Source organism: Micromonospora parathelypteridis (genome assembly GCF_014201145.1).
Classification (GTDB): Bacteria; Actinomycetota; Actinomycetes; order Mycobacteriales; family Micromonosporaceae; genus Micromonospora; species Micromonospora parathelypteridis.
Window position 1 is genome coordinate 3,784,332 of record NZ_JACHDP010000001.1, and the last position, 24,850, is coordinate 3,809,181.

General features: G+C 70.9%; 25 protein-coding genes. 16 read left to right on the top strand and 9 right to left on the bottom strand.

Translation table 11 applies throughout. The features are described from left to right. Nucleotides 1-71: 71 nt before the first annotated feature. Nucleotides 72-1,421: an HNH endonuclease signature motif containing protein gene (locus HNR20_RS17070; RefSeq protein ID WP_184181037.1), complete on the bottom strand. Its 1,350-nt coding sequence runs from the start codon at nucleotides 1,419-1,421 to the stop codon at nucleotides 72-74. 49 nt (nucleotides 1,422-1,470) lie between these two features. Continuing rightward, entirely contained in the window at nucleotides 1,471-1,950 is a 480-nt protein-coding gene (locus tag HNR20_RS17075) for a winged helix-turn-helix transcriptional regulator (RefSeq protein WP_184181038.1), read from the bottom strand. A gap of 105 nt (nucleotides 1,951-2,055) precedes the next feature. Here HNR20_RS17075 and HNR20_RS17080 point away from each other — a divergent pair, with 105 nt between their 5' ends. Continuing rightward, on the top strand, nucleotides 2,056-3,603 hold the full coding sequence (locus HNR20_RS17080; RefSeq protein WP_229687002.1) for an MFS transporter: 1,548 nt from the start codon (nucleotides 2,056-2,058) through the stop codon (nucleotides 3,601-3,603). Here HNR20_RS17080 and HNR20_RS17085 read toward each other — a convergent pair. Continuing rightward, entirely contained in the window at nucleotides 3,600-4,466 is an 867-nt protein-coding gene (locus tag HNR20_RS17085) for an oxidoreductase (protein WP_184181039.1), read from the bottom strand. The two genes, HNR20_RS17080 and HNR20_RS17085, sit on opposite strands and share 4 nt — an antisense overlap. A gap of 166 nt (nucleotides 4,467-4,632) precedes the next feature. On the opposite strand from HNR20_RS17085, the gene HNR20_RS17090 reads away from it, so the two are divergent. Then, a complete protein-coding gene (locus tag HNR20_RS17090; RefSeq protein ID WP_184181040.1) occupies nucleotides 4,633-5,514 on the top strand; it encodes a helix-turn-helix domain-containing protein in 882 nt (293 codons plus the stop codon). Between the two features lie 13 nt (nucleotides 5,515-5,527). Here the strand turns inward: HNR20_RS17090 and HNR20_RS17095 are convergent, their stop codons facing one another. After that, the gene (locus HNR20_RS17095) at nucleotides 5,528-6,022 is read right to left on the bottom strand and encodes a winged helix-turn-helix transcriptional regulator (RefSeq protein WP_184181041.1); all 495 of its coding nucleotides are present in this window, start codon (nucleotides 6,020-6,022) and stop codon (nucleotides 5,528-5,530) included. 114 nt (nucleotides 6,023-6,136) lie between these two features. On the opposite strand from HNR20_RS17095, the gene HNR20_RS17100 reads away from it, so the two are divergent. From HNR20_RS17100 to HNR20_RS17115, 4 genes are all read left to right on the top strand, one after another. After that, complete coding sequence (locus tag HNR20_RS17100) at nucleotides 6,137-6,916, top strand: SDR family oxidoreductase (protein ID WP_184181042.1); 780 nt, start codon at nucleotides 6,137-6,139, stop codon at nucleotides 6,914-6,916. Nucleotides 6,917-6,952: 36 nt separating this feature from the next. Further along, nucleotides 6,953-7,285: a nuclear transport factor 2 family protein gene (locus tag HNR20_RS17105; protein WP_184181043.1), complete on the top strand. Its 333-nt coding sequence runs from the start codon at nucleotides 6,953-6,955 to the stop codon at nucleotides 7,283-7,285. A gap of 58 nt (nucleotides 7,286-7,343) precedes the next feature. Continuing rightward, entirely contained in the window at nucleotides 7,344-7,886 is a 543-nt protein-coding gene (locus HNR20_RS17110; protein ID WP_184181044.1) for a TetR/AcrR family transcriptional regulator, read from the top strand. A gap of 89 nt (nucleotides 7,887-7,975) precedes the next feature. Further along, nucleotides 7,976-9,007: a zinc-binding dehydrogenase gene (locus tag HNR20_RS17115; RefSeq protein WP_184181046.1), complete on the top strand. Its 1,032-nt coding sequence runs from the start codon at nucleotides 7,976-7,978 to the stop codon at nucleotides 9,005-9,007. Nucleotides 9,008-9,014: 7 nt separating this feature from the next. Here HNR20_RS17115 and HNR20_RS17120 read toward each other — a convergent pair whose 3' ends face one another. Continuing rightward, nucleotides 9,015-10,193 (bottom strand): low temperature requirement protein A, encoded by a 1,179-nt coding sequence (locus HNR20_RS17120; RefSeq protein WP_184181048.1) that lies wholly within the window; start codon nucleotides 10,191-10,193, stop codon nucleotides 9,015-9,017. A gap of 438 nt (nucleotides 10,194-10,631) precedes the next feature. Here HNR20_RS17120 and HNR20_RS17125 point away from each other — a divergent pair, with 438 nt between their 5' ends. The 5 genes from HNR20_RS17125 to HNR20_RS17145 all read left to right on the top strand — a co-directional run bounded on the left by HNR20_RS17125 (nucleotide 10,632) and on the right by HNR20_RS17145 (nucleotide 15,586). Continuing rightward, on the top strand, nucleotides 10,632-10,805 hold the full coding sequence (locus HNR20_RS17125; protein WP_167517360.1) for a hypothetical protein: 174 nt from the start codon (nucleotides 10,632-10,634) through the stop codon (nucleotides 10,803-10,805). After that, nucleotides 10,802-11,806 carry a glycosyltransferase family 4 protein gene (locus HNR20_RS17130; RefSeq protein WP_184181050.1) on the top strand — a complete coding sequence of 335 codons (1,005 nt, stop codon included), beginning with the start codon at nucleotides 10,802-10,804 and terminating at the stop codon, nucleotides 11,804-11,806. Before HNR20_RS17125 ends, HNR20_RS17130 begins: the two co-directional genes overlap by 4 nt. A 107-nt stretch (nucleotides 11,807-11,913) precedes the next feature. Beyond that, nucleotides 11,914-13,050, top strand: a complete 1,137-nt coding sequence (locus HNR20_RS17135) for a glycosyltransferase (RefSeq protein ID WP_184181052.1) — start codon at nucleotides 11,914-11,916, stop codon at nucleotides 13,048-13,050. Continuing rightward, nucleotides 13,047-14,099 carry a glycosyltransferase gene (locus HNR20_RS17140; RefSeq protein WP_184181054.1) on the top strand — a complete coding sequence of 351 codons (1,053 nt, stop codon included), beginning with the start codon at nucleotides 13,047-13,049 and terminating at the stop codon, nucleotides 14,097-14,099. The genes HNR20_RS17135 and HNR20_RS17140 overlap by 4 nt, the downstream gene beginning before the upstream one ends. Beyond that, nucleotides 14,096-15,586, top strand: coding sequence for a glycoside hydrolase family 130 protein (locus HNR20_RS17145; RefSeq protein WP_184181056.1), 1,491 nt, complete (start codon nucleotides 14,096-14,098; stop codon nucleotides 15,584-15,586). Before HNR20_RS17140 ends, HNR20_RS17145 begins: the two co-directional genes overlap by 4 nt. Nucleotides 15,587-15,642: 56 nt before the next feature. Here the strand turns inward: HNR20_RS17145 and HNR20_RS17150 are convergent, their stop codons facing one another. Continuing rightward, nucleotides 15,643-16,701, bottom strand: a complete 1,059-nt coding sequence (locus HNR20_RS17150) for an ice-binding family protein (protein ID WP_229687001.1) — start codon at nucleotides 16,699-16,701, stop codon at nucleotides 15,643-15,645. A 272-nt stretch (nucleotides 16,702-16,973) separates the two neighbouring features. Between HNR20_RS17150 and HNR20_RS17155 the strand changes: the two genes are divergently transcribed. Both HNR20_RS17155 and HNR20_RS17160 read left to right on the top strand, forming a co-directional pair. After that, on the top strand, nucleotides 16,974-18,188 hold the full coding sequence (locus tag HNR20_RS17155) for a PP2C family protein-serine/threonine phosphatase (protein WP_229687000.1): 1,215 nt from the start codon (nucleotides 16,974-16,976) through the stop codon (nucleotides 18,186-18,188). 69 nt (nucleotides 18,189-18,257) lie between these two features. Next, complete coding sequence (locus HNR20_RS17160; protein WP_184181058.1) at nucleotides 18,258-19,325, top strand: DUF2855 family protein; 1,068 nt, start codon at nucleotides 18,258-18,260, stop codon at nucleotides 19,323-19,325. Between the two features lie 11 nt (nucleotides 19,326-19,336). On the opposite strand, the gene HNR20_RS17165 is transcribed toward HNR20_RS17160, so the two are convergent. Together HNR20_RS17165 and HNR20_RS17170 are read right to left on the bottom strand one after the other, a co-directional pair. Next, the gene (locus HNR20_RS17165) at nucleotides 19,337-20,149 is read right to left on the bottom strand and encodes an RNA polymerase sigma factor SigF (RefSeq protein WP_184181060.1); all 813 of its coding nucleotides are present in this window, start codon (nucleotides 20,147-20,149) and stop codon (nucleotides 19,337-19,339) included. Between the two features lie 236 nt (nucleotides 20,150-20,385). Next, entirely contained in the window at nucleotides 20,386-20,571 is a 186-nt protein-coding gene (locus HNR20_RS17170) for a hypothetical protein (RefSeq protein WP_184181062.1), read from the bottom strand. Between the two features lie 316 nt (nucleotides 20,572-20,887). Here HNR20_RS17170 and HNR20_RS17175 point away from each other — a divergent pair, with 316 nt between their 5' ends. Genes HNR20_RS17175 through HNR20_RS17185 form a run of 3 tightly spaced genes read left to right on the top strand, consistent with a single transcriptional unit; the run spans nucleotide 20,888 to nucleotide 24,195 of the window. Next, complete coding sequence (locus tag HNR20_RS17175; RefSeq protein ID WP_184181064.1) at nucleotides 20,888-22,774, top strand: sigma-70 family RNA polymerase sigma factor; 1,887 nt, start codon at nucleotides 20,888-20,890, stop codon at nucleotides 22,772-22,774. A 14-nt stretch (nucleotides 22,775-22,788) separates the two neighbouring features. Then, entirely contained in the window at nucleotides 22,789-23,472 is a 684-nt protein-coding gene (locus HNR20_RS17180; RefSeq protein WP_184181066.1) for a DUF305 domain-containing protein, read from the top strand. Between the two features lie 24 nt (nucleotides 23,473-23,496). Continuing rightward, complete coding sequence (locus HNR20_RS17185; protein ID WP_184181068.1) at nucleotides 23,497-24,195, top strand: hypothetical protein; 699 nt, start codon at nucleotides 23,497-23,499, stop codon at nucleotides 24,193-24,195. A gap of 22 nt (nucleotides 24,196-24,217) precedes the next feature. Here HNR20_RS17185 and HNR20_RS17190 read toward each other — a convergent pair whose 3' ends face one another. Continuing rightward, nucleotides 24,218-24,778 carry a GNAT family N-acetyltransferase gene (locus tag HNR20_RS17190; protein ID WP_184181070.1) on the bottom strand — a complete coding sequence of 187 codons (561 nt, stop codon included), beginning with the start codon at nucleotides 24,776-24,778 and terminating at the stop codon, nucleotides 24,218-24,220. Nucleotides 24,779-24,850: the final 72 nt, after the last annotated feature.

Here is a 24,850-nt window from a genome sequence, read left to right on the forward strand (position 1 = left end):
TAAGCCAAGCGCGCTTGGCAGGCCGACCAGCGTGAATGAAGTCGATCAGTGTCCAGGCGTGTTCGCCGTGCTCACGTCCTCCGGTGGTAGTGGTTGCGGCGGGGGACCTGTTCGGGGTTCAGCCAGGCGGGTGGGATGAACTCGGGGTGGCCGTCGCTGGCGAGGTGGACGGTCCAGTCGCTGTGGTGGAGGTGTCGGTGGTGGTGGCCGCAGAGCAGCACAGCGTTGTCGAGGCTGGTCTGGCCGCCGTCGGCCCAGTGGTGGATGTGGTGGGCGTCGCACCAGCGGGGTGGTCGGTCGCAGCCGGGGAAGGCGCAGCCACGGTCGCGCAGGACCAGCGCCCGTCGTAGGGGTCCCGTTATGAGCCGTCGTTGTCGGCCCACGTCGAGTGGTTGGCCAGCTCCGGCGAGGACGGCGGGCAGGATGGTGGCGTCGCAGGCGAGGCGGCGCACGGTTTCCGGGGTCAGCTGAAGGCCGGTGTCGAGGGTGCCCGCGCCGAGGTGGAGACCGGTGTCGAGGGTGCCCGCGCCGAGGTGGAGACCGGTGTCGAGAGCGCCCGCGCCGAATGGGAGGCCGGTGTCCAGAGTGCCGTTCTGCAGTTGCCGGGCGAGGCCGTCGTAGCTGGTGGTGACGACGATCTGGGCCGAGTCGCCGCCGTGTTCGGGTAGCTCGCCGGTGCGCAGGGTGAGCCGGCAGACGTCCGCGAGGGCGTCGTGGCGGCGTTGTCCGGGGGTGCGGGTGTCGTCGGAGCCTGCGGGTGCGCTCAGCGGGTCGATGGCGGCGCGCAGCAGGCCGGCGGCTTCGGCGTCGAGGGTGCCGCTGAGCCGCAAACGGCCACCGGTCTGCTCGGAGATGGTGAGGTGCCTGTCGCGGGCTGCCCGGGCGGCTTCGGCTTGCAGGGCTGCTGCTGCGGCGGCGTCGGCGATGTCGGGGGCGACGTGGTCGAGGATGCGGGTGCTGAGTTTGCGCAGGAGGACGGGGTCGAACTGCCCGGCCCAGTGGACCAGCACGCCGATGGCCTTGTCGGCGGCCTCGGCGCCGGCAGTGGCTTGCACCGTGTCGACGGTGTCGGCGATGACCCGAGCCTGGTCGAGGGTGATGTCGGCGCTGGCCAGTGCGTGTCGTACCCCTGGGTTGCCGGTGTCGAGCGCGGCGGCGAGGTCGACGAGCCGGCGGGCGGTGGGGACGGTGAGCCGGAGCCGGTCGCGCAGCCAGACCGGCGTCGACGAGGCGCCCTGCGCGCGGGCGGTGCCGCGGGCGTCGAGCTCGCGGATCAGGGCGAGTTTCACGGCGGCGAGGCGTTGCTCCAGGCGGTGCGCGGCATCGAGCGCGGCGATCAGCTCGTGCTCGGCCAGGGCCCAGGCGGCGGCATTGACGCAGGCGGCGACGGCGTCGTCTGCCTGCGCCAACTCCTCAACCATGACCCAAGATTAGAACAGGTGTACGACAAGTTCGATGTGCTCCGAGGCGTCAGTCGCGCCGGATCCGGCCCGGCCCGGCGCTGATGTCGATCTCGCCGTCCTCTATCTCGTGGCCGGCCGCACAGCGGAGCACCGCCCGGATCGGCTGGCCACAGTCGTGGTGGGTGGCGACGACGGATGGCCCGGCGTCGTCGGCGGCCCAGGTGTCTCCCCAGTTGCGCAGTGCGGTGATGACCGGCAGCAGTTCGCGGCCCTTGCGCGTGAGCTGGTACTCGTGGCGGGTGCGCTGCCCCGGCTCCCGGTACGGGATCCGTTCGAGCAGGTCCGCGGCGACCATCTCCCTGAGTCGGGCGGCCATGGCGGGCTCGCCGACGCCGACCCGGCGGACGAAGTCGTCGAAGCGTCGCGTGCCGAGCAGGGCCTCGCGCATGATCAGGACCGTCGACCTGCCGCCCACGATGTCCATCGCCCGGGCCACCGAGCAGTTCGCATTCGACCAGGAGTCGCGGTCGTCCCTCAGGTCCTCCATGCCGTCAAGCGTACCTGACTTGCGTTGAAGCTAGTCAGGTGCTTCACTGGGACGCTGCTGACTTCAGCAGACGCAAGTCAGCCCGACCAGCCCTGAGGACGCCCAGTGACCACCAGCACAGCGGCCCCGCCCGCACCCGAATCGGCCGGCACCGCCCGCTCATCCGTCCGCGGCTCCCGCCCGGTGACCCTGATCGCCATGTGCCTGGGCGCGATGATCACGTTCCTGCAGATCACCGCGACGGTCTCCGCCCTGACCACGATCCAGCAGGACCTGCAGGTCGACCCGACCACCCTGGTCTGGATCCCCAGCGCCTACACCCTGATGGTGGCGAGCGTGGTGCTGTCCGCCGCCACCCTGGGTAACCGCTACGGACGCAAGCGCATGTTCGGTGCCGGCGTCATCGCGATGATCGTCGGCGCCGCCGTCGTGGCCGGCGCTCCGACCGTGGCCTGGGTCATCGTCGGGCAGTTGGTGGCGGGCCTCGGCGGTGCACTGATCCTGCCGAACAGCCTCGCGATCCTCGGCGCGACCTTCACCGACCCGCACCGACGTACCGAGGTCATCACCGCCTGGTCGGCGGCCTCCGGTATCGGGCTCGCGATCGGCCCACTCATCGCCGGCACGCTGCTGCGGCACTACCAGTGGCACAGCGTCTACCTGTCGACGATCGTGCTCGGCGTGATCACCCTCGTCGTCGCCGCCATCGGGGTGGCCGAGTCGAGGCCGAGCGCCGCCCGGCTCGACGTGCCCGGCCTGCTGCTCGGCACCGTCGCCATCGCCGCGGCCGTCTACGCGATGATCCAGGGTGGCAAGGACGGCTACACCAGCCCGGTGGTGACGGCGGCCTGGATCATCGCGGTTGTCGCACTGGTCGGGTTCGTACTGGTCGAGCTGCGGACCAACGCTCCGATGCTCGACGTACGGCTGTTCCGGTCCGCGTCGTTCAGCGCCGTCATGGTCGTCGGCGCGGTGTCGCTGTTCGGCTTCACCGGCGTGGCGATCCTGCTGGTCCTCTTCCACGAACGTGCCCAGGCCCTCAGCCCGCTGGACACCGGCTGGCGGATGCTGGTGCTCTTCGGCGCCTACGTGGTCGTCGCCTTCGGTGCCGGGCGCGTGATCCGTCGTACCGGCTTCAAGGCGCCGCTCACCGTCGGCCTGGTCCTCGGTGCGGTGGCCAGCTTCGCCCTGGCGGCCCAGGGCCCGACCGCGTCATTCGGTCACCGCTGGGCGCTGTTCGCGTTGTTCGGTGCGGCCAGCGGTCTGGTGGTGGCCCCGGCGACAGCGGCGGCGTTGGCCAGCGTCGCGCCCGCCCAGGCAGGCATGGCCTCCGGAGCGGTCAACGCCGCCCGCCAGGTCGGCTCGGTGCTCGGCTCGTCCCTGCTGGGCACGCTGCTCACCACCACGATGCTGGCCGACCTGCCGGACCGGCTCGTCGCCCACCAGGTCGACGAACCCACCCGGGCCGTCGTGCAGGCGGCGGCGGCCACCGGCGCCACCGGCGACCAGCCGCTGCCCGATTCGGTACGCGCGGCGCTCGCGGAAGCACTGACCTCCGGCGTCCAGGCTGGGTTGCGAGTCAACGGCATCGTCTTCCTCGTCACCGCCGTGCTCGTGCTCGTGCTCGTCCGCAACCGGCCGCACAAACACTAGGAAGCCAACGCGTCCAACTCCTCGATCGCGTCGGCCGGCAGCTTCAGGTCGGCCGCCGCCACGTTCTCCCGCAGGTGCGCCACGCTTGAGGTGCCGGGGATCAGCACGGTGGTGGGGGAACGCTGCAGGAGCCAGGCGAGGGCGACCTTCTGCGGCGAGGCCCCGAGCCGGGCGGCCACGTCGTCGAGCGTGCCGGACTGCAGCGGCGTGAACCCACCGAGCGGGAAGAACGAGGCGAACGCGATGTTCTCCGCCGCGCACCTGTCGACCAGGGCGTCGTCGCGCCGGTTGGCCAGGTTGTAGAGGTTCTGCACGGTCACCACCGGCGCGATCGCCTGGGCCTCGGTGAGCTGGTCGAGTGTGACGTTGCTGAGCCCGAGGTGGCGGATCAGGCCCTCCTGCCGCAACTCCGCCAGGGCGGCGAACTGCTCGGTGAGGGGCGCGTCGGTGGTGGTCTCCGTCGCGCCCACCCGCAGGTTGACCACGTCGAGCACATCCAGGCCGAGGTGCTGGAGGTTTTCGCGGACCTGGGCCTTGAGGTCGTCGGGGGCAAGAGACATGATCCAGGAGCCGTCGTCGCCGCGCCGCGCGCCGACCTTGGTGACCAGGTGCAGGTCATCGGGGTACGGGTGCAGCGCCTCGCGGATCAGCTCGTTGACCACCCTCGGGCCGTAGAAGTCGCTGGTGTCGATGTGCCGGACACCGAGATCGACGGCCTCGCGGAGCACGGCGAGCGCCTGCTCGCGGTCGCGGGGTGGGCCGAAGACGCCCGGGCCGGCCAACTGCATCGCCCCGAAGCCCATCCGGCTCAGGGTGAGGCCGTCGGCCACGGTCAGGGCGCCGCCGGGAAGGTTCTCGCTCATGTCGTCCTCTATCCGCTCTCGCAGGGGGTACGCGGTCGTCCCGGGAGGACCGGGCTCGCCGCGCCCTGACGACTGTGCGCCGCCATCCGACCGACCGGCAGGGCGAGATGTTCCTGGTAGTGACACGACCAGTCACCGGTCGGCGAAGCGGCCTACCGTCGAGGGCATGGACGCGACCAATCAGCTCGGCGACTTTCTGCGTGCCCGTCGAGAGCAGGTCCGGCCCGAGGACGTCGGGCTCGGCCCGGGTGTGGGCCTGCGCCGGGTGCCGGGGCTGCGCCGCGAGGAGGTGGCGATGTTGGCCGGCATCAGCGCCGACTACTACCTGCGGTTGGAGCAGGGTCGTGAACGGCACCCCTCGGTGCAGGTCCTCGACGCCCTCGCCGGGGTGCTCCGGTTGGACCCGGAGGCGACCGCGTACATGATCGGTCTGACCCGTCCCCGGTCGCGGCGGGCGGCCCGGCCGGCCGCCGAGCGGGTGCCGGCCAGCATCCTGCACCTGCTGCGGCAGCTCGCCATGCCGGCCTTCGTGCAGAACCGCTACCTCGACATCCTGGCCTCGAACCCGATGGCGAGGGCACTGTCGCCGAACCTCGCCCCGGGCGCCAACCGGCTCCGCGCGGTGTTTCTGGACCCGGCCGAGCGGGAGCTGTTCCGCGACTGGCGGCAGGCGATGCAGAGCGTCGTGGGGCAGATGCGCGCCGACTCGGGCGGGGACACCGACGACCCACGGTTGACGGCGCTGGTGGGGGAGCTGTCCCTCAAGAGCGACTGTTTCCGCCGGTTGTGGGCGCGGCACGAGGTGCGTCGGCGGGAGGGCGTGGTCAGCCGGCTGCACCATCCCGAGGTGGGTGACCTCGACCTGTACTGCGACAAGCTCGCGGTCGCGGGCGCTGACGGGCAGCTCCTGGTGATCTACCACGCCGAGCCCGGTACGGAGTCCGCGCGATCGTTGGCACTGCTCGGCTCGATCGCCGCCAGCACTCGGGACGACATCCCGGACAGCCTTCGGCCAGGCGATCCGGCCCGCCTCTACCCGCTGGAGTGAGCCGCGCGACGACTCACCCCTGGGTGGGGATGTGCTCGTAGCGCTTGCGCATGGTCTCGCTGGCGGCCGGGCCGGCGGCGAAGACGAAGTCGGCGTCGTCGAGCGGACGCCCGGTGCCGCGGTCCACGATCACCGGGTCGGCCTCCACCCCGGTGGTCCGGTCGACCAGGATCATGCTGCGTTCACTCGGGTCGAGGCGTGAGTTGCCCCAGGCGGCGAGGGCCACGACGACGGGCCGCAGGCTGCGGCCGAGGTCGGTGAGGACGTACTCGTAGCGGTCGGGCCTGGTCTGGTAGCGGCGTCGTTCCAGCAGGCCCTGGCTCGTGAGGGTCTTGAGTCGGCTGGTCAGGATGCTGGACGAGACGCCCAGGTTGGCCTGGAACTGGTCGAATCGGGTGTAGCCGTCAAAGGCGTCATGCAGGATCAGGAGCGTCCACCACTCGCCCACGTGGCCCAGTGCGCTGGAGAGCGGGCATTCGCGGTCCTCCAGGCGGATCTTTCCTGCCACAACTGTGCCTCTCCCGAGTAGGTGCTAGTGTCGAAGTCAGTAGGTGCTGTTTCAGAAGTAACTATACGACGTCGTGACGACGTCAGCTTCACGCTGCCTAGACGGGGGTAACAGATGTCTGACCGGGACTCGCTGCACGGCCGACGTGCCCTGGTGACCGGAGGGACGAAGGGTGCCGGAGCGGCGATCGCTGACCGACTGCGCGAAATGGGCGCGGACGTGTGGGTCAGCGCCCGCAGCAGGCCCGACAGCTTCGAGTTCGCCGACCGGTTCATCGCCGCCGACACGTCGAGTGTCGACGGCGCGGAGACCGTGGCCGAGCGTCTGCTCGGCCTCGGTGGTGCCGACATCATCGTGCACGTGGTCGGCGGTTCGCACGCACCGGCCGGTGGCTTCGCCGCGCTGACCGAGCAGGCCTGGATGGAGGAGTTGAACCTCAACCTCCTCGGCGCCGTACGCCTCGACCGGCGCCTCATCCCATCCATGATCGAAAAGCGTGCCGGTGTGATCGTGCACCTCTCCTCGATCCAGCGCCGCAAGCCGATGTACCAGGCCACCCTGGGGTACGCGGCAGCCAAGGCGGCGCTGACCGCCTACAGCAAGGGCCTGGCCAACGAGGTTGCGCAGTACGGCATCCGGGTCAACAGCGTTGCGCCGGGCTTCATCCAGACCACCGCCGCCGACGCGCTCGTCGACCGCCTCGCCGCCGGGAACGGGGTCGACCGCGACACCGCCCTCGGACAGTTGATGGACTCCCTTGGCGGGATCCCGCTGGGCCGCCCGGCTCGGCCGGCCGAGGTGGCCGATTTGGTGGCTTTCCTCGTCTCCGAGCGCGCCTCGGCGATCGTCGGCGCCGAACACGTCATCGACGGCGGCACCATTCCCACGGTCTGAACCGAACCACTGCGACGTCCAGAAGGGACACCAGCCATGACCAGCGACAGAGAAACGCCGACTGTCATTCGTCGCTACTTCGAGCTTGCCGGCCAGCCGGACTCCGAGGACTACTTCGCTCTCTTCGCCGAGGACGCCGTCGTCGAGGACGAGTCGACCGAGTACCGCGGCATGGCGGCCATTCGGCGGTGGCGCCGTGCGGTGCCGGTGGTGTCGTACGAGATCACCGACGTGGAGAACACTCCCGCCGGCACCATCGTGACCGCGACGATCACCGGAGATTTCCCCGGCAGCCCGTTCGCCGGGCTCCGGTACCGCTTCGCTGACTACGACGACAGCGCGATCCGGCGCCTGCGCATCGCGCCCTGAGCGACGTCCTGTTCCGGCGGGCTTGACGGGCAAAGTTTGTGAGTGCACACTTACAAACATGCGATCGACTGCCGAGGCCCGCCGGGCCACCGTCCTGAAGGCCGCGGTGTCGGCGTTCGCGCGTTCCGGCTTCCACGCCACCCCGGTCACCACCGTGGCCGCCGCCGCCGGCATCTCCGAGGCGTACGTCTTCCGGCTCTTCTCCGGCAAGCTCGGGTTGTTCGTGGCCGCCGCCGGCGCGTGTTTCGAACGGATCGCCGTCGCGATCGAGGAGGGTGCCGAGCGTGCCGCGGGCACCAGCCCGGAGGAGATCCTCGACGCGATGGGCGGGGCCTACGCCGAGCTGATCGCCGACCGCGATCTGCTGCTCTTCCAGGTCCAGGCCCAGGCCGTCACGGACATTCCGGAGATCGCCGAGGCGGTGCGGGCCGGCTACCGCCGGGTCGCGACCTTCGTGCAGGACCGGGCCGGCGCCAGCGACGCGCAGGTGCAGCAGTTCTTCGCGTACGGCCAGCTCTGCCACCTGATCGTGACCGCCGGCCTGGAGCAGGTGCCCGAGCCGTGGGCTCGCGCGCTGACCGCCGGCATCCGCCACCCCTGACCCGACTCCCGACCCTGGGCCGCGACGGCGGCCCACTTTTCGACCTTGATAAGTGTGTGAGTGCACACTTACTAACAAAGGAGCAGCTGATGACGACCGACACGATGATCACCGAAGTGGTACTGCCCGGCGTGGTGGAGCCGGACGGGCTCCAGCTGCACCGACGTGCCATGCCCGTCCCCGCCCGGGGGCAGGCGCTCATCGAGGTCGAGGCCACCGGCATCTCGTACGCCGAGCAGCAGATGCGCCGAGACCGCTACCCCGGCCAGCCGAAGTTCCCGTTCGTGCCCGGCTACGACCTGGTCGGCAAGGTCCGGGCGGTCGGTCCCGGCGGCGACGAATCACTGGTCGGCACCCGGGTCGCGGCGGTCACCAAGACCGGCGGCTGGGCCACCCACGCGCTGGTCGACACCGAGGTCCTCGCCCCCGTACCCGCGGATCTGGATCCCGCCGCCGCCGAGACCGTCGTCGTCAACGGGGTGACCGCATGGCAGATGCTGCAGGGCGCCAACCTGCGGGCCGGGCAGAGCATCCTCGTGCACGGGGCGAACGGCGGCGTCGGAACGGTGCTCGTCCAACTCGGACGCCACCTCGGCCTGCGGGTCATCGGCACCGCCGCCGCACGGCATCACGCCGCGCTGCGCGAACTCGGCGTCGAACCCGTGGACTACCGCGACCCGGACATGGCCGCGCGCATCCGTGCGCTGTCGCCGGGCGGTGTCGACGCCGTCTTCGACCCGGTCGCCGGCCCGGGCGTACGCACCTCGTACGACCTGCTCGCCCCCGGCGGCAAGCTGGTCGTCTACGGCAACGCCGGAGCACTGGGCTCGGCCCGGTCGGTCGTGTGGGTCTTCATGAAGCTGCTGACCCGCCTCTACACCTGGAACGCGCTGCCGAACGGCCACCGGGCCGGTTTCTACAACTTCTGGGCCGGTCAGCTCACCGCCCGCGCCGCGTTCCGGCGTCGCCTACGCACCGACCTCGGCATCGTGCTCGACCTGTTGCGGCAAGGAGTGATCGTGCCGCAGATCGCCGCCCGCTACCCGCTCAGCGAGGTCACCGCCGCACTGGTGTTCGCCGAGACCCGCAGTCGAGCGGGCAAGGTGGTGCTGGAGCCCTGACCTCCGACTACGTCGAGGGCATCGGCGGTTCGGGCGGGCTGCCACGGGCCCGGACGCTGTCGCCGACGGCGACCCCGGCGAGCACGAGAGTGGCGGTGAGGCCGGCCACCAGCGCGGGTGTGAGCAGCAGGACCGGTCCCACGACCGCCAGCACGAGCAGCGCGACCAGTCGGGAGGGCGAGACGCGGCTGAACACCTCGTACTCGAACCGGGCGCGTCCGAGCAGGAACAACGCCGGCCCGCCGAGGATGACGCCGACCAGCCAGGGCGACGTCTTCTGGGCGGGGTCGGTGATGAGGGCTTCGAAGCCGGCCGAGGCGGCCACCACGCCAGCCACCATGAGCAGGTGGGTGTTGGGCGCGGACCGCACGAAACCGCCCGGATCCCGGGAGGCCTCGATGGCGGCCTTCAACAGGGCCCCGGCGCGGTGGACGTAGACCTGCCACAACAGCACGGTCGCGGCGAACCCGATCAGGAGTGCCGCCGTGCGGTCGACCGTCAGGTCGCTGGCGGCGTAGGTGAGGGTGATGACGAGAATGAGATCGCCGAGGGCGATCGTGAAGATCTGCTGGTAGCGCTCCGCCAGGTGGTCGGCTGCCACCGCGTACTGGGGTGTGGGCAGTCGACCGAGCCTCGGCGTGGGGTAACGGAACAGGGCCGCCCCGTAGTCGATGGCGAGCGCGGCGGCCCACAGCAGGCCCCGCGCCGGACCGGTCACGAAGGCGCCCGCGAGCCACGGCACGGCCGACACGCAGTTCCAGAAGAGGAGTCGATTCGAGAGTTGCTGCGCCGATGGGCCGGCCAGCGCGACGACGACGATGCCACGTCCCACCTGGATCGCCACGTACGCGCCCGCGAACACCAGGCCGTGCTCGGCGAAGGCTCCGGGCAGCGCCCCCGCCATCAGGATCGTCCCGAACATGACCCAGACCGTCGTGACGAAGATCGGGGGTCGGCCTGGGTGGTGCAGCTCGGTTGCCAGCGCGCTCGCGGCCCACACCCACCAGATCGCCATCAACAGCACCGCGGTCTCGAAGACCCCGACCCAGTCGAGACGCTGTGCCAGGGTGCGCGAGATCAGGGCGAGTGCGGCGACGAACACCAGATCGAGGAAGAGCTCCAGCAGCGTCGCCCGCTGGGGTCCCTCATCTCCGCGGGTCAGCCCTACCGCTTGGTCGGTCGTCATCAGGTGCCCCGCCTACGCGTTCCGGGTCCTCAATGCTAGTGAGGTTTCAGCCGAAAATTGGGCAAAGTCACAGGCTGGCCTCGCTGGGGTGCCGGATCCGGCCGTGCCGCTCCGATAGGGCGAGGATGAGCCCTCTTTCGACAGGCCCTGCTGCCCGTGGATGTGCAGCCGCGCACCACGAGGGCGTACGGTGAACACGTCGCCCGGGATCCCGGTGGCCGCCAGACGCCGTCGCCACCAGCCCATCAGGGGCGTTATCGATCGTCATCCCCATCGCCGCGACGTGCTGGTCGTGTTGGTTGATCGCCGACCACGTCCCAGCTGTCGGATTCGCCGCTCGTCGCGGCCGGGACGGCTGGTGGTCCGGATGTTTGCAGGCGCTCACACCGCTGTCTGCGCGAATGATCGTTCTGAACGCCTTAACCAGGGGAGCACCAGATGAGGATCGCCAGGCACAGGATCGTCAGCGCACTTCGCGACCGGGGCCAGCAGGCCAGGGCCGACTGGGTCGAGCGCGAGCTGCCCGAGCGGGTGGACCCGGCGAAGCACTCCGGGCTACTCGCCACCCTGCACCTCGACCCGGCTGACCTCGCCGACGCGCCATCCCCGTGAGGGTGGCGCTGCTCGGACCGATCGCCTGGCGTACGCCCCCGCACCACTATGGACCGTGGGAGCAGGTGACCGGCCTGCTCGCCGAAGGGCTGGCCAGCCGCGGCGTCGACGTGACGCTCTTCGCGACACTGGACTCCGTCACCTCCGCCCAACTCGACGGCGTCAGCCCACGGGGGTACGCGGACGACCCGGACCTGGACGGTCGGGTGTGGGAGGCGATGCACGTCTCCCACGCGATGGCCCGCTCGGGGCAGTTCGATCTGGTGCACAGCCACCTCGACTGGCTGCCACTGGCGTTCGCGAAGCACTGCGACGCGCCGCTGCTGACCACAGTGCACGGCTTCTCCGGCGCGGGAATCCTGCCCGCCTACGCACGCGCCCGCTCGTCGTACGTGTCGATCTCCGACGCCGACCGGGCACCGGAGCTCGACTACGTCGCCACGGTGCACCACGGCGTCGACGTCGGCGGGCTGCCGTTCACCAATGCCGCCGGCCCCGGGCTGGCCGCCTTCGGTCGGATCCACCCCGACAAGGGCACCCACACCGCGATCGAGATCGCCCGCGCCGCAGGGCGACCCCTGACCATCTGCGGGATCGTGCAGGACGAGCGGTACTTCGCCGAGCAGGTGGCCCCGCACATCGACGGCGATCAGGTCGTCTTCCTCGGCTCGGTGAGCCCACGGCGGCGTGCCGAGGTGCTGGGAGGCAGCACCGCTCTGCTGCACCCGATCGCCTTCGACGAGCCGTTCGGGCTGTCGGTGGTGGAGTCGATGGTCTGCGGCACTCCGGTCGTCGCGTACAAGCGGGGGTCGATGCCGGAGGTCGTCGACGACGGGGTGACGGGCTTCCTCGTCCACACCGTCGACCAGGCCGTCGACGCGGTCACCCGGGTCGCCGACCTCGATCGGGCCGAGTGCCGGGCGCGGGCGCAGCAGCGCTTCAGCGCGGACCGGATGGTCACCGACTATCTCGCGGTCTACGACCACCTCGTCCACGGCTGAACCAACCGTTCCGCCGGTCACACACGCTGACCGGTGTGCGCCGTCACCGCGTGAGGCCCGGCCCTCTGCTCAGGGGGCCGGCCGACAACCGGAAGGCCCCGAGTTACATGCCCAGCTACGGATTCCTCAGCACCCACCCACCGACCCGGTGCGGACTCGCCACGTTCAACTCCGCCCTCGCCGCCCAGTTGACCGCCGACGGCACACACGGTGGCATCGTTCGGGTCACCGACCACGGCGACGACCAGCGGCCGGTGCCCGGGGTCGTGCACACCTGGTCGGCGCGTACCCCGGCCGGCTGGCGGGACGCCGCGGCTGCCCTGAACGCCTTCGACGTGGCGATCGTCCAGCACGAGTACGGCATCTACCCCGGCAACGATGGCGAGGACGTCCTGCCTCTGCTGCGGCGGCTCACCGTGCCGACCATCGTGGTCCTGCACACCGTGCTCCGTCAGCCCTCCGCTCGCCAGAAGTCCCTGTTGGAGCAGATCGTGGCCACCGCCGGGGCCGTCGTCACGATGACCGACACCGCCCGCGACCGGCTGCTCGTCGGATACGCCGTCACCGCCAGCAAGGTGACGGTCATCCCGCACGGTGCCGCCGAGCTTGCCGGCGTACCGGTCGAGCGGCGTACCCGCCCGCACCTGCTGACCTGGGGGCTGCTCGGCCCCGGCAAGGGCATCGAGTGGTCGTTGCGAGCCGTCGCGCGGTTGCAGGATCTCGAACCGACGCCGACCTACACGGTGGCCGGGCGGACCCACCCGAAGGTGATCGAGCACCACGGCGAGTCGTACCGGGCCGGACTGCACCAGCTCGGCGCCCAGCTGGGCATCGCGCACGCCGTCGACTACCAGGACATCTACCACGACCAGGAGGCACTGGGCCTTCTGATCCGCTCCGCGGACGTGGTCGTCCTGCCCTACGACTCCCGCGAACAGGTCACCTCCGGCGTACTCATCGAAGCGGTCGCCGCCGGGGTACCCGTCGTGGCGACGGCGTTCCCGCACGCCGTCGAGTTACTGACCGGTGGGCCGGGACTTGTCGTACCCCACCAGAACCCGGCGGCGCTGGCCGCGGCGATCCGGCGGGTCCTGACCGAACCGGGCCTGACCGCCCGGTTGGCCGGCCGGGTTCGCCCGCTGGCCGCGCACCTGCGCTGGCCGGCGGTGGCAGCCCGCTACGCCGCGCTCGCCGAGAAGCTCAGTGACGCCCGCTCGCCTGCGGTCAGCGCGGTGTCGGCGTGACCGCGACCACCGGCCTTCCCCGAACACCAACGCGTGGGCGCTGGGTTACGGCACCCCCGCCGAGCTTCGCCCACCTGGCTCGGCTGAGCGACGACACCGGTCTGTTCGAGCATGCCCGGCACGCCATCGTCCGCCGCGAGCACGGCTACTGCACCGACGACGTGGCCCGCGGCCTGGTCGTGATCAGCCGCGAGCCGGAGCCGAGCGAGGAGTTGCTCCGGCTCGCGGAGTGCTATCTCGCCTTCCTGACCCACGCGCAGAACGCCGACGGCGCCTTCCGCAACCGGCTCGGGCACGACCGGCACTGGGCCGACGAACCAGGGCTCGGCGACTGGTGGGGTCGGGCGCTGTGGGGCCTGGGCACGGCCGTCGCCCGCAGCCCCGCGCCCTGGGTACGGGAGGAGGCGCTTGTGGCGTTCAGCCGAGGTGCCACGCGGCGCACCAAGTTCCCACACGCGATGGCCTTCGCCGGGCTGGGCGCGGCCGAGGTGCTCCGTCGGCACCCGGGCCACGTCGCCGCGGCGTCCCTGCTGTCGGACGCGGCCAGCACGGTTGGCCCCGCCGGGTCCGACCCGCGGTGGCCGTGGCCGCGGCAGGAGCTGACCTACGCCAACGGGGCGCTCGCCGAGGTGGTCATCGCCGCCAGCCAGCTGCGCCACGGTGGCCCGCCCCTCGACGATGGTCTGCGGATGTTGGCCTGGTTGCGCGATGTCCAGCTCCGGGACGGGCGGCTGTCGGTCGTACCCGTCCGGGGATGGCGGCACGGCGGGCTCCGCCTGCACCACGACCAGCAGCCGATCGAGGTCGCCGCATTCGCCGATGCCTGCGCCACGGCGGCCACGGTCACCGGCGATCCCGAGTGGGACGACGGGGTGCGGCAGGCCGTCGGGTGGTTCCTCGGCGACAACGACTTCGGCGCACCGATGTGGGATCCGGAGACCGGCGGCGGCTACGACGGGTTGACCGCGCACGGACCCAACCTCAATCAGGGCGCCGAATCGACCCTCGCGCTCATCTCCACGCTGCAGCACGCCCGGCGTTGGTCGTGACCCGGAGTCTGGCCGTCCGGCAGGACGTCACGCTCGCCCCGGATCCACGCCGGGTCATCGTCAAGCTCTTCGTTCCGGGCGAGGACGCCGCGGTGGTCCGCACCCGGGCGAGGGCACTCATCGATCGGGTCGCGCAGCTGGACGAGGAGGAGACCGGCCGGCTGCTGCGGGACACCTTGGACCGCTTCGGCCCCCGGCATCGCGACCTGGCCGGCACGTTCCGCCACCATTACGACCTCGTCCGGCACCGGGCCGCCCGGGCCGGGGATCTCTCGCCCACCAGCCGCCTGCTGGTCGGCGCCTACTTCAGCCACGAGTACGCCGTCGAGGCCGCCGCCCTGTGCAACCCGTCGATGGTGGCCCACCCCGACCAGACGGATCTGGCCACCGGGCAGTTGCGCGTCGCGGTCAGCCTGCGTCAGATCGGCGAGGGACACCTGTCGTCCATCGGGTTCGCCACCGCGGTCCTCGGACCCGGGCGACAGCTCACCGTCGCCGACCGGGACGGGCCGCTGGCCCTGGGGCAGCGATCGGGCGTGCGGCACCGCCGGGACCTGCTCGTTGCCGGCCTCGCCGAGGAGGACTGCGACAACGAGGTCACGGCCACGGTGCTGAACGCCCTGCCCGAGCGGTACGACGAGGCCACCTTCGAGCGGGTGCTCGGCAACCTGCCACCCGATCTGCTCTCCCGCAGTACCGGGTTGGGCACCCTCGAACAACTGCGTCGTACCAACGTCGGCAGCTACGCCACGGCCTTCCCCGCCGACACGGCTCTGCACCAACGGGTGCTCTGGCCGGCCACCCCTGGTGAGAGCCACGGCATGGAGGACGCCCGGTTCGTCCGTTTCATCGATGAGTCGGGGCCGGTGTACCGGGCCACCTACACCGCCTACGACGGCCGGAGCATCGCCACCCGTGCGCTGGTCAGCGACGACCTGTGCCGCTTCGAGATGACCCCGATGCGTGGGCCGGGCGCCCGCAACAAGGGTCTCGCGCTGTTTCCGCGTACCGTCGGCGGCCGGCACCTCGCGTTGTGCCGCGCGGACGGGGAGACCATCGGTCTGACCACCCTGGACGGCGAGAACCGCTGGCAGTCTCCGACCCCGCTGCACGCCCCGCGCGAAAGCTGGGAGTTGATCCAGGTCGGCAACTGCGGGTCTCCGATCGAGACCGACGCCGGCTGGCTCGTCCTCACCCACGGTGTCGGGCCGATGCGCCGGTACGCGATCGGCGCGCTCCTGCTCGACCTGCATCGACCGGAGCGGGTCGTCGCGCGCCTTGCCGGTGCGCTCCTGTCACCCGACGAGAACGACCGGGACGGTTACGTACCCAACGTCGTCTACTCCTGCGGGGCGGTCATCCACGACGGTGAGCTGTGGTTGCCGTACGGGGCAGGTGACACCCGGGTGGGTTTCGCCACCGTGCCGGTGGGCGCTCTCCTCGCCGCGATGGTGGACTCCCCGGCAACGGGTGACCGGGACGGATGAACCTCGGTGGTGCTGCCCCGGCGGCCGGTTGGTTACCGGCCGCCGGGGCACCTCGGTCAGGAGTTGGTCGTCCGGCGTCGGTAGAGGAGCAGCAGAGCTGCGCCGCTGATGACGGCGACGCCGCCGATCCCGCTCAGGACGGGCACCAGAGCGCTACCGCCGCTACCGCCGGTGACCGGCAGCTTCGTGCGGGTGGGTGTGGGTTGGCCGGTGGGCTGTCCGGTCGGCGTGCCCGTGGGCTGGCCGGTCGGAGTCCCCGTCGGTGTCCCGGTCGGTGTCCCGGTCGGTGTGCCGGTCGGTGTCCCCGTGGGCGTGCTCGTCGGCGTGCCCGTGGGCTGCCCGGTCGGTGTGCCGGTGGGCTGGGTGGGCGTTCCGGTCGGCTGGAGGCAGACGGGGGCGTTGATGGTGTTGGTCTGGAGGGTGACAGCGCCGGTCTGTGCCAGGGCGCGGCCCTGGAGGGTGGCGCCGGTGTTCATGGTGATCGAGGTCTGGGCCAGGATGTTGCCCATGAACCGGGTGCCCGTGCCGATCGTGGCCGAGCTGCCGATCTGCCAGTAGACGTTGCAGGGCGAGGACCCGTTGATGAACACGACGCTGCTGTTGGGCGCGGTGGTGAGGGTGGAGTCGATCTGGAAGATGAACACCGCCGCCGGATCACCCTGGCTGTTGAGCGTCAGGTTTCCGGTCAGTTGTGCGGCGCCGATCCGGTAGACCCCGGGGATCAGCGTGCTGCCGCCCAGTTCGGCCGGAAGGTTGGTGAACGGAGTCCGGCCGGCCGCGTCGTTGTAGGCGGTGGTCAGGTCGAGCTTGGCCTGTTGAGCGACGCCGTCGTCGAGGTGGACCTCACCGCCGACGAGTCCGGGCGGGAAGCCGGGGTTGGTGTCGCCGGGGCTGACGCCGAGGCTCTGGGCGAGGAAGGTCGGCCCGGTGTTGGTGACCGTGGAGCCGGCCAGCACGGAGAAGTCCGCCGCTGTTCCCAGGCCGACCGGTGCCTCGGCGGCGCTCGCGCCGGTGCCACTGAAGATCAATACGGCGACGGCTGTGCCGCTGGCCGCAACGGCCGCCAGTGCGGACAAGGCCGCGCGTCGCCGATGGCTGAATAGTTTGGTTGTCACGACGTGCCCTTTCGCGAAGGCATCTCACCAGACGCCTGGTGTGCGGCGGTTGGAGGCCGCACCGAACCCCAGGGGTTTGCTCAATCGGACTTTTGCACACCTAATACGCAAAGGTTGCAAAAACCGCGAGATGGGTGAGGCGGGTGGGACGAAGGGGTGCCCGATCGGCCAGCAGTGAGCGATCGGCACGGAGTGAACGCGGCGGGGCAAGGTAGCCTCACCGCTCGTCCTGCCGTGGCCGTACGGTCGGGGAGGACAGGGGGAGGCGCAACGTGGTCGACGTCGGCGAGATGGTGCGTTGGCTGCAGCTCAATGCACCCCGAGGTGGGCCGGACGAACTGTCCCAGTTGGTCGCCCGGGCCGCTCCCGCCATCGACGCCAGCGAGATCGTGATCTATCTCGCCGACTACACGCAGTCCCTCCTCGTGCCACTGCTCGGCGCGGGTCTCGTCCGGGACGAGTTGTCGATCGAGACGACCCTCGCCGGCCGAGCCTTCACCAACCTCGACATCCAGCGCGCGCCCGACAACCCGGATCGGGTCTGGGTGCCACTGCTGCTCGGCTGCGAACGGATGGGCGTGTTGGAGATCGTCTCGCCGGCGGCCGCCGACGAGACCCTGGACGGGGCGGCCTGGGAGGTGGCGGTCAACATCGCCCAGATCCTGGTCAACCGCCGGCTCTACGGTGACGTGGTCGAGCGGATGCGGCGACGTCTCCCGATGCAGGTCGCGGCCGAGATCGTGTGGGGCCTGCTCCCGCCGCTGACCTTCGCCACCGACGACCTGGTGATCACCGCCATCCTCGAACCCTGTTACGACGTCGGCGGCGACATCTTCGACTACGCGCTGAACGACGACGTGCTCAGTGTCGGGCTCTTCGACACCTGCGGGCACGGCATCAAGGCCAGCACCCTGGCCTCGCTGGTGGTCAGCGCGTACCGCAACGCCCGTCGGTGTGGCCTCGACCTGGTCGACACGGCGATCAGCATCGACCGGTGGGTGCGTTCCGAGCACCCGAACTTCTTCGCGACCGGGCTGCTCATCGAGTTGGACCGCCAGACCGGCCGGCTAAGCGTGATCAACGCGGGTCATCCCGGCGCGATGCTGCTGCGCGACGGCAAGGCCATTCGGGAGTTGCCGGGGCCGACCGCGTTGCCGCTCGGTCTGGGCCACCTGTCCGCCCGCCGCCCGCGGGTGCACGTGGAGGATCTGCACCCCGGCGACCGCATCCTCGCCTACACCGACGGCATCACCGATGCGCGTAGCGCGGACGGGGAGCAGTTCGGGCTGGACCGGCTCGTCGACTTCGTCAACCGTGCCCTCAACGACGGGTTGCCCAGCCCGGAGACGATGCGTCGCCTGGTACGCGCCGTCGTCGGATACCAGGACGACAAGCTTGAGGACGACGCCACGGCCCTCTTCGTGGAGTGGCGCCCGCCGCACCTGCCGCTCGCGCATCTTCGCGACCTCGCCGCGACCCGGTCCTGACCGTACCCAGTGGGATTTTGCACTCGCAGTGCACTTGTCTCCGCTGAGGCTGCTGTCTAGCGTCACCTCATGGCTGACTCATGGACCTTCGCCGTCGCGCGTGACGACCTCGGGCAGACCACGATCGTCGATGGTGCCACGCCCGCTCTGGCCGACGGCGAGGCGCTGCTGCGCGTGGACCGCGTCGGCCTCACCGCCAACAACGTGACCTACGCGGTGCTCGGCGACTCCATGCGCTACTGGGAGTTCTTCCCGCCGGCTGCCGGGGGGCTCGGGCCGCAGTGGGGCCTTCCGCCGCTCTGGGGCTTCGCCGACGTGGTCGCGTCGACGGTCGCCGGGGTCGAGGTGGGGCAGCGGGTCTACGGTTACCTCCCACCCGCGGGTCACCTGTTGGTGCGGCCGGACCGGGTGGACGCGTCCGGGTTCCGCGACGCGAGCCCGCACCGGGCCGAGTTGCCGTCGCCGTACAACGCGTACCGGTCGACCATCGGCGACCCGGCGTACCAGCCCGACCAGGAGGATCTGCTGATCCTCTTCCGGCCGTTGTTCTTCACCTCGTTCATGCTGGCCGACCAGGTCGTCGACAACGACTTCTACGGCGCCGAGTCGTTGCTGCTGTCGTCGGCGTCGAGCAAGACCGCGTACGCCGCCGCGTTCGAACTACGCCGGCGCGGGCCGCGCGTGGTCGGGCTCACCTCACCTGGCAACGTGGCCTTCACCCGTTCGCTCGGCTGCTACGACGAGGTCGTCTCGTACGACGACGTCGCCACCCTCGACGTGGTCCCGACCGTCTACCTCGACCTGTCCGGCGCGCACTCGACCCGTCTAGCCCTGCGTCAGCACCTCGGTGACCGGCTCGTCCGGGACATCGCGGTCGGGCTCACCAACCAGACGCCGAACGCCGACGCCGCCGAGGAGGTGTTCTTCGCGCCGGTCCAGATGCGCAAGCGCAGCCACGACTGGGGCCGCGACGGGCTCGACCAGCGGTTCACCGAGGCCTGGCAGCGCTTCACCGCCGTCGTGAGCGGGTGGCTCGACGTGCAGGTCGGCGCCGGACCGGAGGCTCTCCAGCACGCGTGGCTCGACGTCCTCGCGGGTCGTACGCCGCCTCGGGTGGGTCACGTCGTCCAGCTCTGACGGCGCTGACCTCAGAACGCGCTGTAGTCAGAACCGGCGAGGTGCTGACGCAGCGTGGCCAGCGATCGGGTGATCAGCCGGGAGACGTGCATCTGCGAGACGCCGATCCGCTCGGCGATCTGGGCCTGGGTCAGGTTGCCGTGGAAGCGCAGGCTCAGGATCTGACGCTCGCGCTCCGGCAGCGTGGCGAGGGCCGGGCCGAGGGCGACGCGGATCTCGACGAGGTTGAATTCGTGGTCGTCGCCGCCGAGGGTGTCCCCGAGCTCCCGGTTGCCGTCGGCCCCGGCCGGAGTGGAGAGCGAGGTGGCCCGGTAGGCGCGCGCACCTTCCAACCCTTCCAGGACGGTCTCCTCGGACAGGTCGAGGTAGGACGCGATGTCGGCCACGGTCGGCGAGCGACCGAGGGTCTGGGTCAGGGTGTTGTTCGCCGCGCTGATCGAGAGACGCAGCTCCTGGAGGCGGCGGGGCACGCGCACCGCCCAGGTGCGATCCCGGAAGTACCGCTTGATCTCACCGATGATGGTGGGGATGGCGTACCCGCTGAAGTCGACACCCCGGCTGTGGTCGAAGTTGTCCACGGCCTTGATGAGCCCGACCGAGGCGGTCTGGGCCAGGTCCTCGTCGGGTGCGCCGCGGCCGGCGTAGCGGCGCGCCAGGTGCCGGGCGAGCGGCAGCCATGCCTCGATGGCGCGGTCCCGCAGCGCGGGGCGTTGCGGGTCGTTCGCCGGGGTCGCCGCCAGGGCGGCCAGGAGGTCGTCCGGGCTCTGGTCGTGGCTCGGCTGGTCGACGCGGGTGCTGGTCGCGGTCTCGACGATGATGGCCATGTGGGTGGTCCTTCCCGCAAGCGCCCGTCGAACGAATCGACCGGAAGGATCTCCGAACCGGCTGCCGCCGGAGCGCACGTACGGGCGAAATGCGCTGTCGCAAGGCCACGATCACGGGCCTCGCCACCGCGTCATGTCGTTCAAATGATGACCCGGACACTACCCGAAAGATTGATTAATTACTAGCCGAAAGTATGAACCCGAGTGGTGCTAACGACGGGTGCGGGCTCGCCGGATCAGCCGCGCCGATCCGCGTCGTCGCGTGCGATCGGGGCTTGTGGGGCGGGCGTCACCGCGAACGGGTGGCGCAGCCGGCGCATGGCCTCCTCGCTGCCGTCGAAGGTCACCGCGGACCCGTCGAGCCCGTTGGCGTTCGACGTGGCGAGAAACAGGGCGGGTCGAGCGTCATCGTTCGATGTCATGCAGGGATTCCTGTCTTCCATGAAGGAGTGGGTCCGGGCCTCGGCAACTCTCGCCGTGCGACCTCGGGACGGTTCGGCGCTCACACTGGCGCCCGATCAGGGTGCTTGTGCACGGGCGAATGCCCGGCGACACCGACACCCGGCACCATACCCGGCGTCGTCGCCCCCTATGCACCACCGGCGGCCCCGGGTGGCATCTGACCGACCGCAGTCACACAATTCTGTAATCCGATCCGCTGGTGCAAGTCTCCGATCTTGAGGGCGGTCAGCGCACAGCGTGGGCGCCGCGCGGAAGAGCACACAAGGAGTGACACCCATGTCGTCAGCCGGTCGAGCACTACCCGATACCGGGTTGGTCGTCGCGGCCAGACAGGGTGACCAGCGCGCTCTCGACGAGGTCGTCGCGGCCTCGCTTCCGCTGGTCTACAACATCGTCGGGCGAGCGCTCCGCGGTCACGCCGACGTCGACGACGTGGTCCAGGAGACCTTGGTACGGGTCATCCGGTACCTGCCCGCGCTCAACGACCCGACGGCATACCGGTCCTGGCTGGTGGCGATCGCCATCCGCCAGGTGCGCGACTGGGAGCAGCGCCGACGAATCGCGCTCAACCGCGACGCCGGGCTCGACGCCATCCACAATGTGCCCGACCCCGCCTCCGACTTCGCCGGGATGACCATCCTCCGGCTCGGCCTCACCGACCAACGACGCGAGGTCGCCGAGGCGACCCGCTGGCTCGACCCGGACGACCAGGAGCTGCTCTCGCTGTGGTGGCTGGAGGAGACCGGCGAGATCGCCCGAACCGAGGTCGCCGACGCGCTCGGGCTGTCGCCCGGCCACGTCGCGGTGCGGATCCACCGGATGAAGGAGCAGATTCAGAGCGCTCGGGGCGTCGTACGCGCGCTGCGCGCCCGCCCCGGTTGCCCGGACCTGCGCACCGTGAGCGCCGAGTGGGACGGCGTTCCCAGCCCGCTGTGGCGCAAGCGGCTGGCCCGACACGTCCGCGAGTGCGCGTTCTGTGGACGACTGAACGCCAACCTCCTGCCGATCGACCGGCTGCTCGCCGGCCTGCCGTTGCTGCCACTGCCGGCGGGTCTGAGCGCCCACTTTCCGAGCGCCGCGTCCCCGGCGGCCTCGCAGGCCTTCGGGCATCAACCCCCGGGCCTGTCGGCCGAGCAGACGGTCGGGCAAGCCCCGGCGGGCGGTGTGCCCACCGACGCGGGCGGCGGCCCGAGCGTCGTCGACCTTGCGGTGCACCGTCCTCGCGGCCTTGTCCCATCCCTCGCGGCCGGGGTGGCCGCCGCCGTCCTCGCCATCACCCTGGCGGTGGTGATCCTGCCGGAGGATCCGGCCGCACCCTCGTGGGCTGCCCCGCCGTCCCCCGCGCCCACCGCCGTCGCCTCCCCGAGCAGCGCACCGTCGCGGAGCGCACGACCGTCGTCGAGGGCTCCGGTCGCGCCGGCGGTCAGCTCCGCGCGTAAGGGCGTCGGAGTGTGGAACTTCGCCGGGGCCAGCCAGGCGTTGGCGAGTTCCAAGGCTGGTTGGTACTACACCTGGGGCACCCAGCACCCGGGGATCAGCACTCCGCAGGGTGTGGCGTTCGTGCCGATGATCCGCAGCGCGGAGAACGTCACCGCCGCCGAGTTGGCCCGAGCCAGGGCGGCCGGGCCCTATCTGCTCACCTTCAACGAGCCGGACCTGGCGGAACAGGCGAACATGACCGTTGAGCAGGCACTGGACCTGTGGCCGCAGTTGATGGCCACGGGGAGCAAGCTGGGTAGCCCGGCGGTCGCCTGGGGTGGCCCGGAGCCGCAGGGTTGGTTGGACAGGTTCATGACCGGCGCCCAGGCCCGCGGTCACCGGGTGGACTTCATCACGCTGCACTGGTTCGGTGCCGACTTCGCGACCACCACCGCCGTCGACCAGCTCCGTCAGTATCTGCAGGCGGTGTACCAGCGGTACAAAAAACCGATCTGGCTGACCGAGTTCGCACTGATCCGCTTCGACGGCGGCGGTCCACAGTTCCCGCGCCAGGAGCAGCAGGCGGCCTTCCTCACCGCGGCCACCGCCATGCTCGGTCAGTTGTCCTACGTGCAGCGATACGCCTGGTTCGGGCTGCCCGCCACCGACAAGGACCGGTCCGGTTTGTTCACCGACGGCACCGAGGCAACCCTGGTCGGCCGCGCATTCCAAGCGGCCCGTTGAACAGGGGCGGACGGATGGACGAGCAGATCGTGGCGGGGCGTCCCGGGTCTCGGGCGCGCGTCGGGCGGATCATCGGTGTCGTCGCGACTCTGGTCGCCACGGCGCTGGCCGTCGGTCTCGCCCAGGGTTGGGGCCGCACCGACCGTGCACCGGAGGCCCCGCCGGCCGCTGGCCCGCCGGCCGCAGCCCCGCCGGCTGCTCCGGTGACGACCGCGTCCGTGCTGCTCAACAGCACCGACGACGCCTTCATTCAACTGCTGATCCCGATGAACGAGGGCGCGCTCGCGCTGATCGACCAGTTCGAGACCCGACCAGCGGACGCGGATCCGTCGCTGCGCGCCCTGCTCGCCGACGTCCGGGTGGCGCATCAGGCCGAGTTGCGGGACCTGCGCGGGCTGCTGGCCGCAGGCAACGTTGCGGAGCTGAACATCCACGAGGGGCATCAGATGCCCGGCATGGTCACCGACACCAGTCTCGCCGAACTGCGCGCCGCGCCCGACGCCGAGGTGTCGTCCCGGGCGGCTGCTCTGCTCCGGGCGCACCTCGCACAGACCGTGGTGCTGTGCCGGGGCGAGCAGAACGCGGGCGGAAGCCCGGAGTTGAAGGCGCTCGCCGGGCGGATCCAGCAGGCGCGGGCTGCCGAGCTGAGCACTCTGGACGGCCGGCCTGGCGCGACCACGGCTGCACCGGTCAACTGAGCATGCCGCCCAGAAGACCGGCCGATGCGGACGTCTGACCTGCACGCCGACGCCCTAGCCCCGGCCCGGGTGTCCCGTCCCGCCCACCGCGCCGCCACGTCGGACCGCGCCCGCCCTATCCGGCCCGCGACGCACCCCACCCGGAGCATGTCGCCGCCCAGCGCGGTCTCCTCGGCACCGGCGTCAGGTTGGCGCGGTGGCCATCGTCGAGCCGCCGGCCGCGCCACGGTCGTCGCGTCGGTGCTGACGGTCAGCGCCGGGTGGCTGCTCGCGATCCTCGTCGCGCCGCACGTCGCCCTCTCTCCGGGTGGACGGATGGTTGCGCTCTTCTGCCACCTGACCTGCCTCGTGGTGGGCTTCGGTGCGGTGTTGACGGTGGACTGGTTCAGCCTGCGCTGGCTGCTGCGCCGGGAACCGCTCGGCACCGTGCTGGTCGCCGCACGCGGCGCGCACCTGCTCATCTGGCTGGGCCTGGTGGGTCTCCTCGCCAGCGGGGCCGCCCTGGGTCCGGACACGTCGTCCGGGTTGGTCTGGGTCAAGCTGCTCGCGGTGCTGGTGGTCGGCGTCAACGGGCTGTTCCTCGGCCGGGTCCGGGATCGACTCGTGGCGGTGGAGGGTCGCCCACCCTGGTCCGTCCTGCTACCCGGTGTCGCCGCCGCCACGATCTCGCAGATCGCCTGGTGGACCGCGACCCTCGTCGGCTTCCTGAACGCCAACAGTTGACGGCCGCCGGCCGCCTCGGTGGTCAGGCCGGCGTCGGGTGTCTCGCCGCGAACCGGGCGCGCGTCAGAAACGCGAGTTGGGCGAGCTTGTCCGGCATGTCGATCTCCGAGTCGAAGGTGAAGCCCTCGATCTCGAGCCGGCGTAGGGCGAGGTGGTTGCGGACGTCCGGCTCGACCACGATCCGTTGGGCGGCCGGGTCACCGAACAGGAATCGGGCGAGGGCGGGGCCGACGGCGTTGGTGAGGCCGCGTGCGATGCGCCGGTCCGGGCTGAGCAGCAGGTGCATCCCGACGTCTCCGGGCTGCACCGGGTAGCGCTCGCCGACCGGGTCCGCCTCGGGCTGGTAGGTCTGGAACAGGCCAACCGGCTCCGCGTCCACCATGATCAGGTACGCGTGGTGCGTCGGCAGGCCGTCCACGAAGGTGTAGGTCTCGTGTACCTCTTCGAGGGTGTGCGAGCCCATGCCCCAGAAGGAGTTGCGGGGGCGGGTGACCCAGTCGTGCAGAAGCGCGGCGTCCCGGTCGGGGTCCACGGTCACCAACGACAACTCACCGAGGCCGGCGATCTTCTCCAGGTGCGTCATCGCGAGCTGTCCTCTGTTCCATCGGGGGCGCAACTTAGGTTAACCTCCCCTAACCAAGGATGACCTTACCTG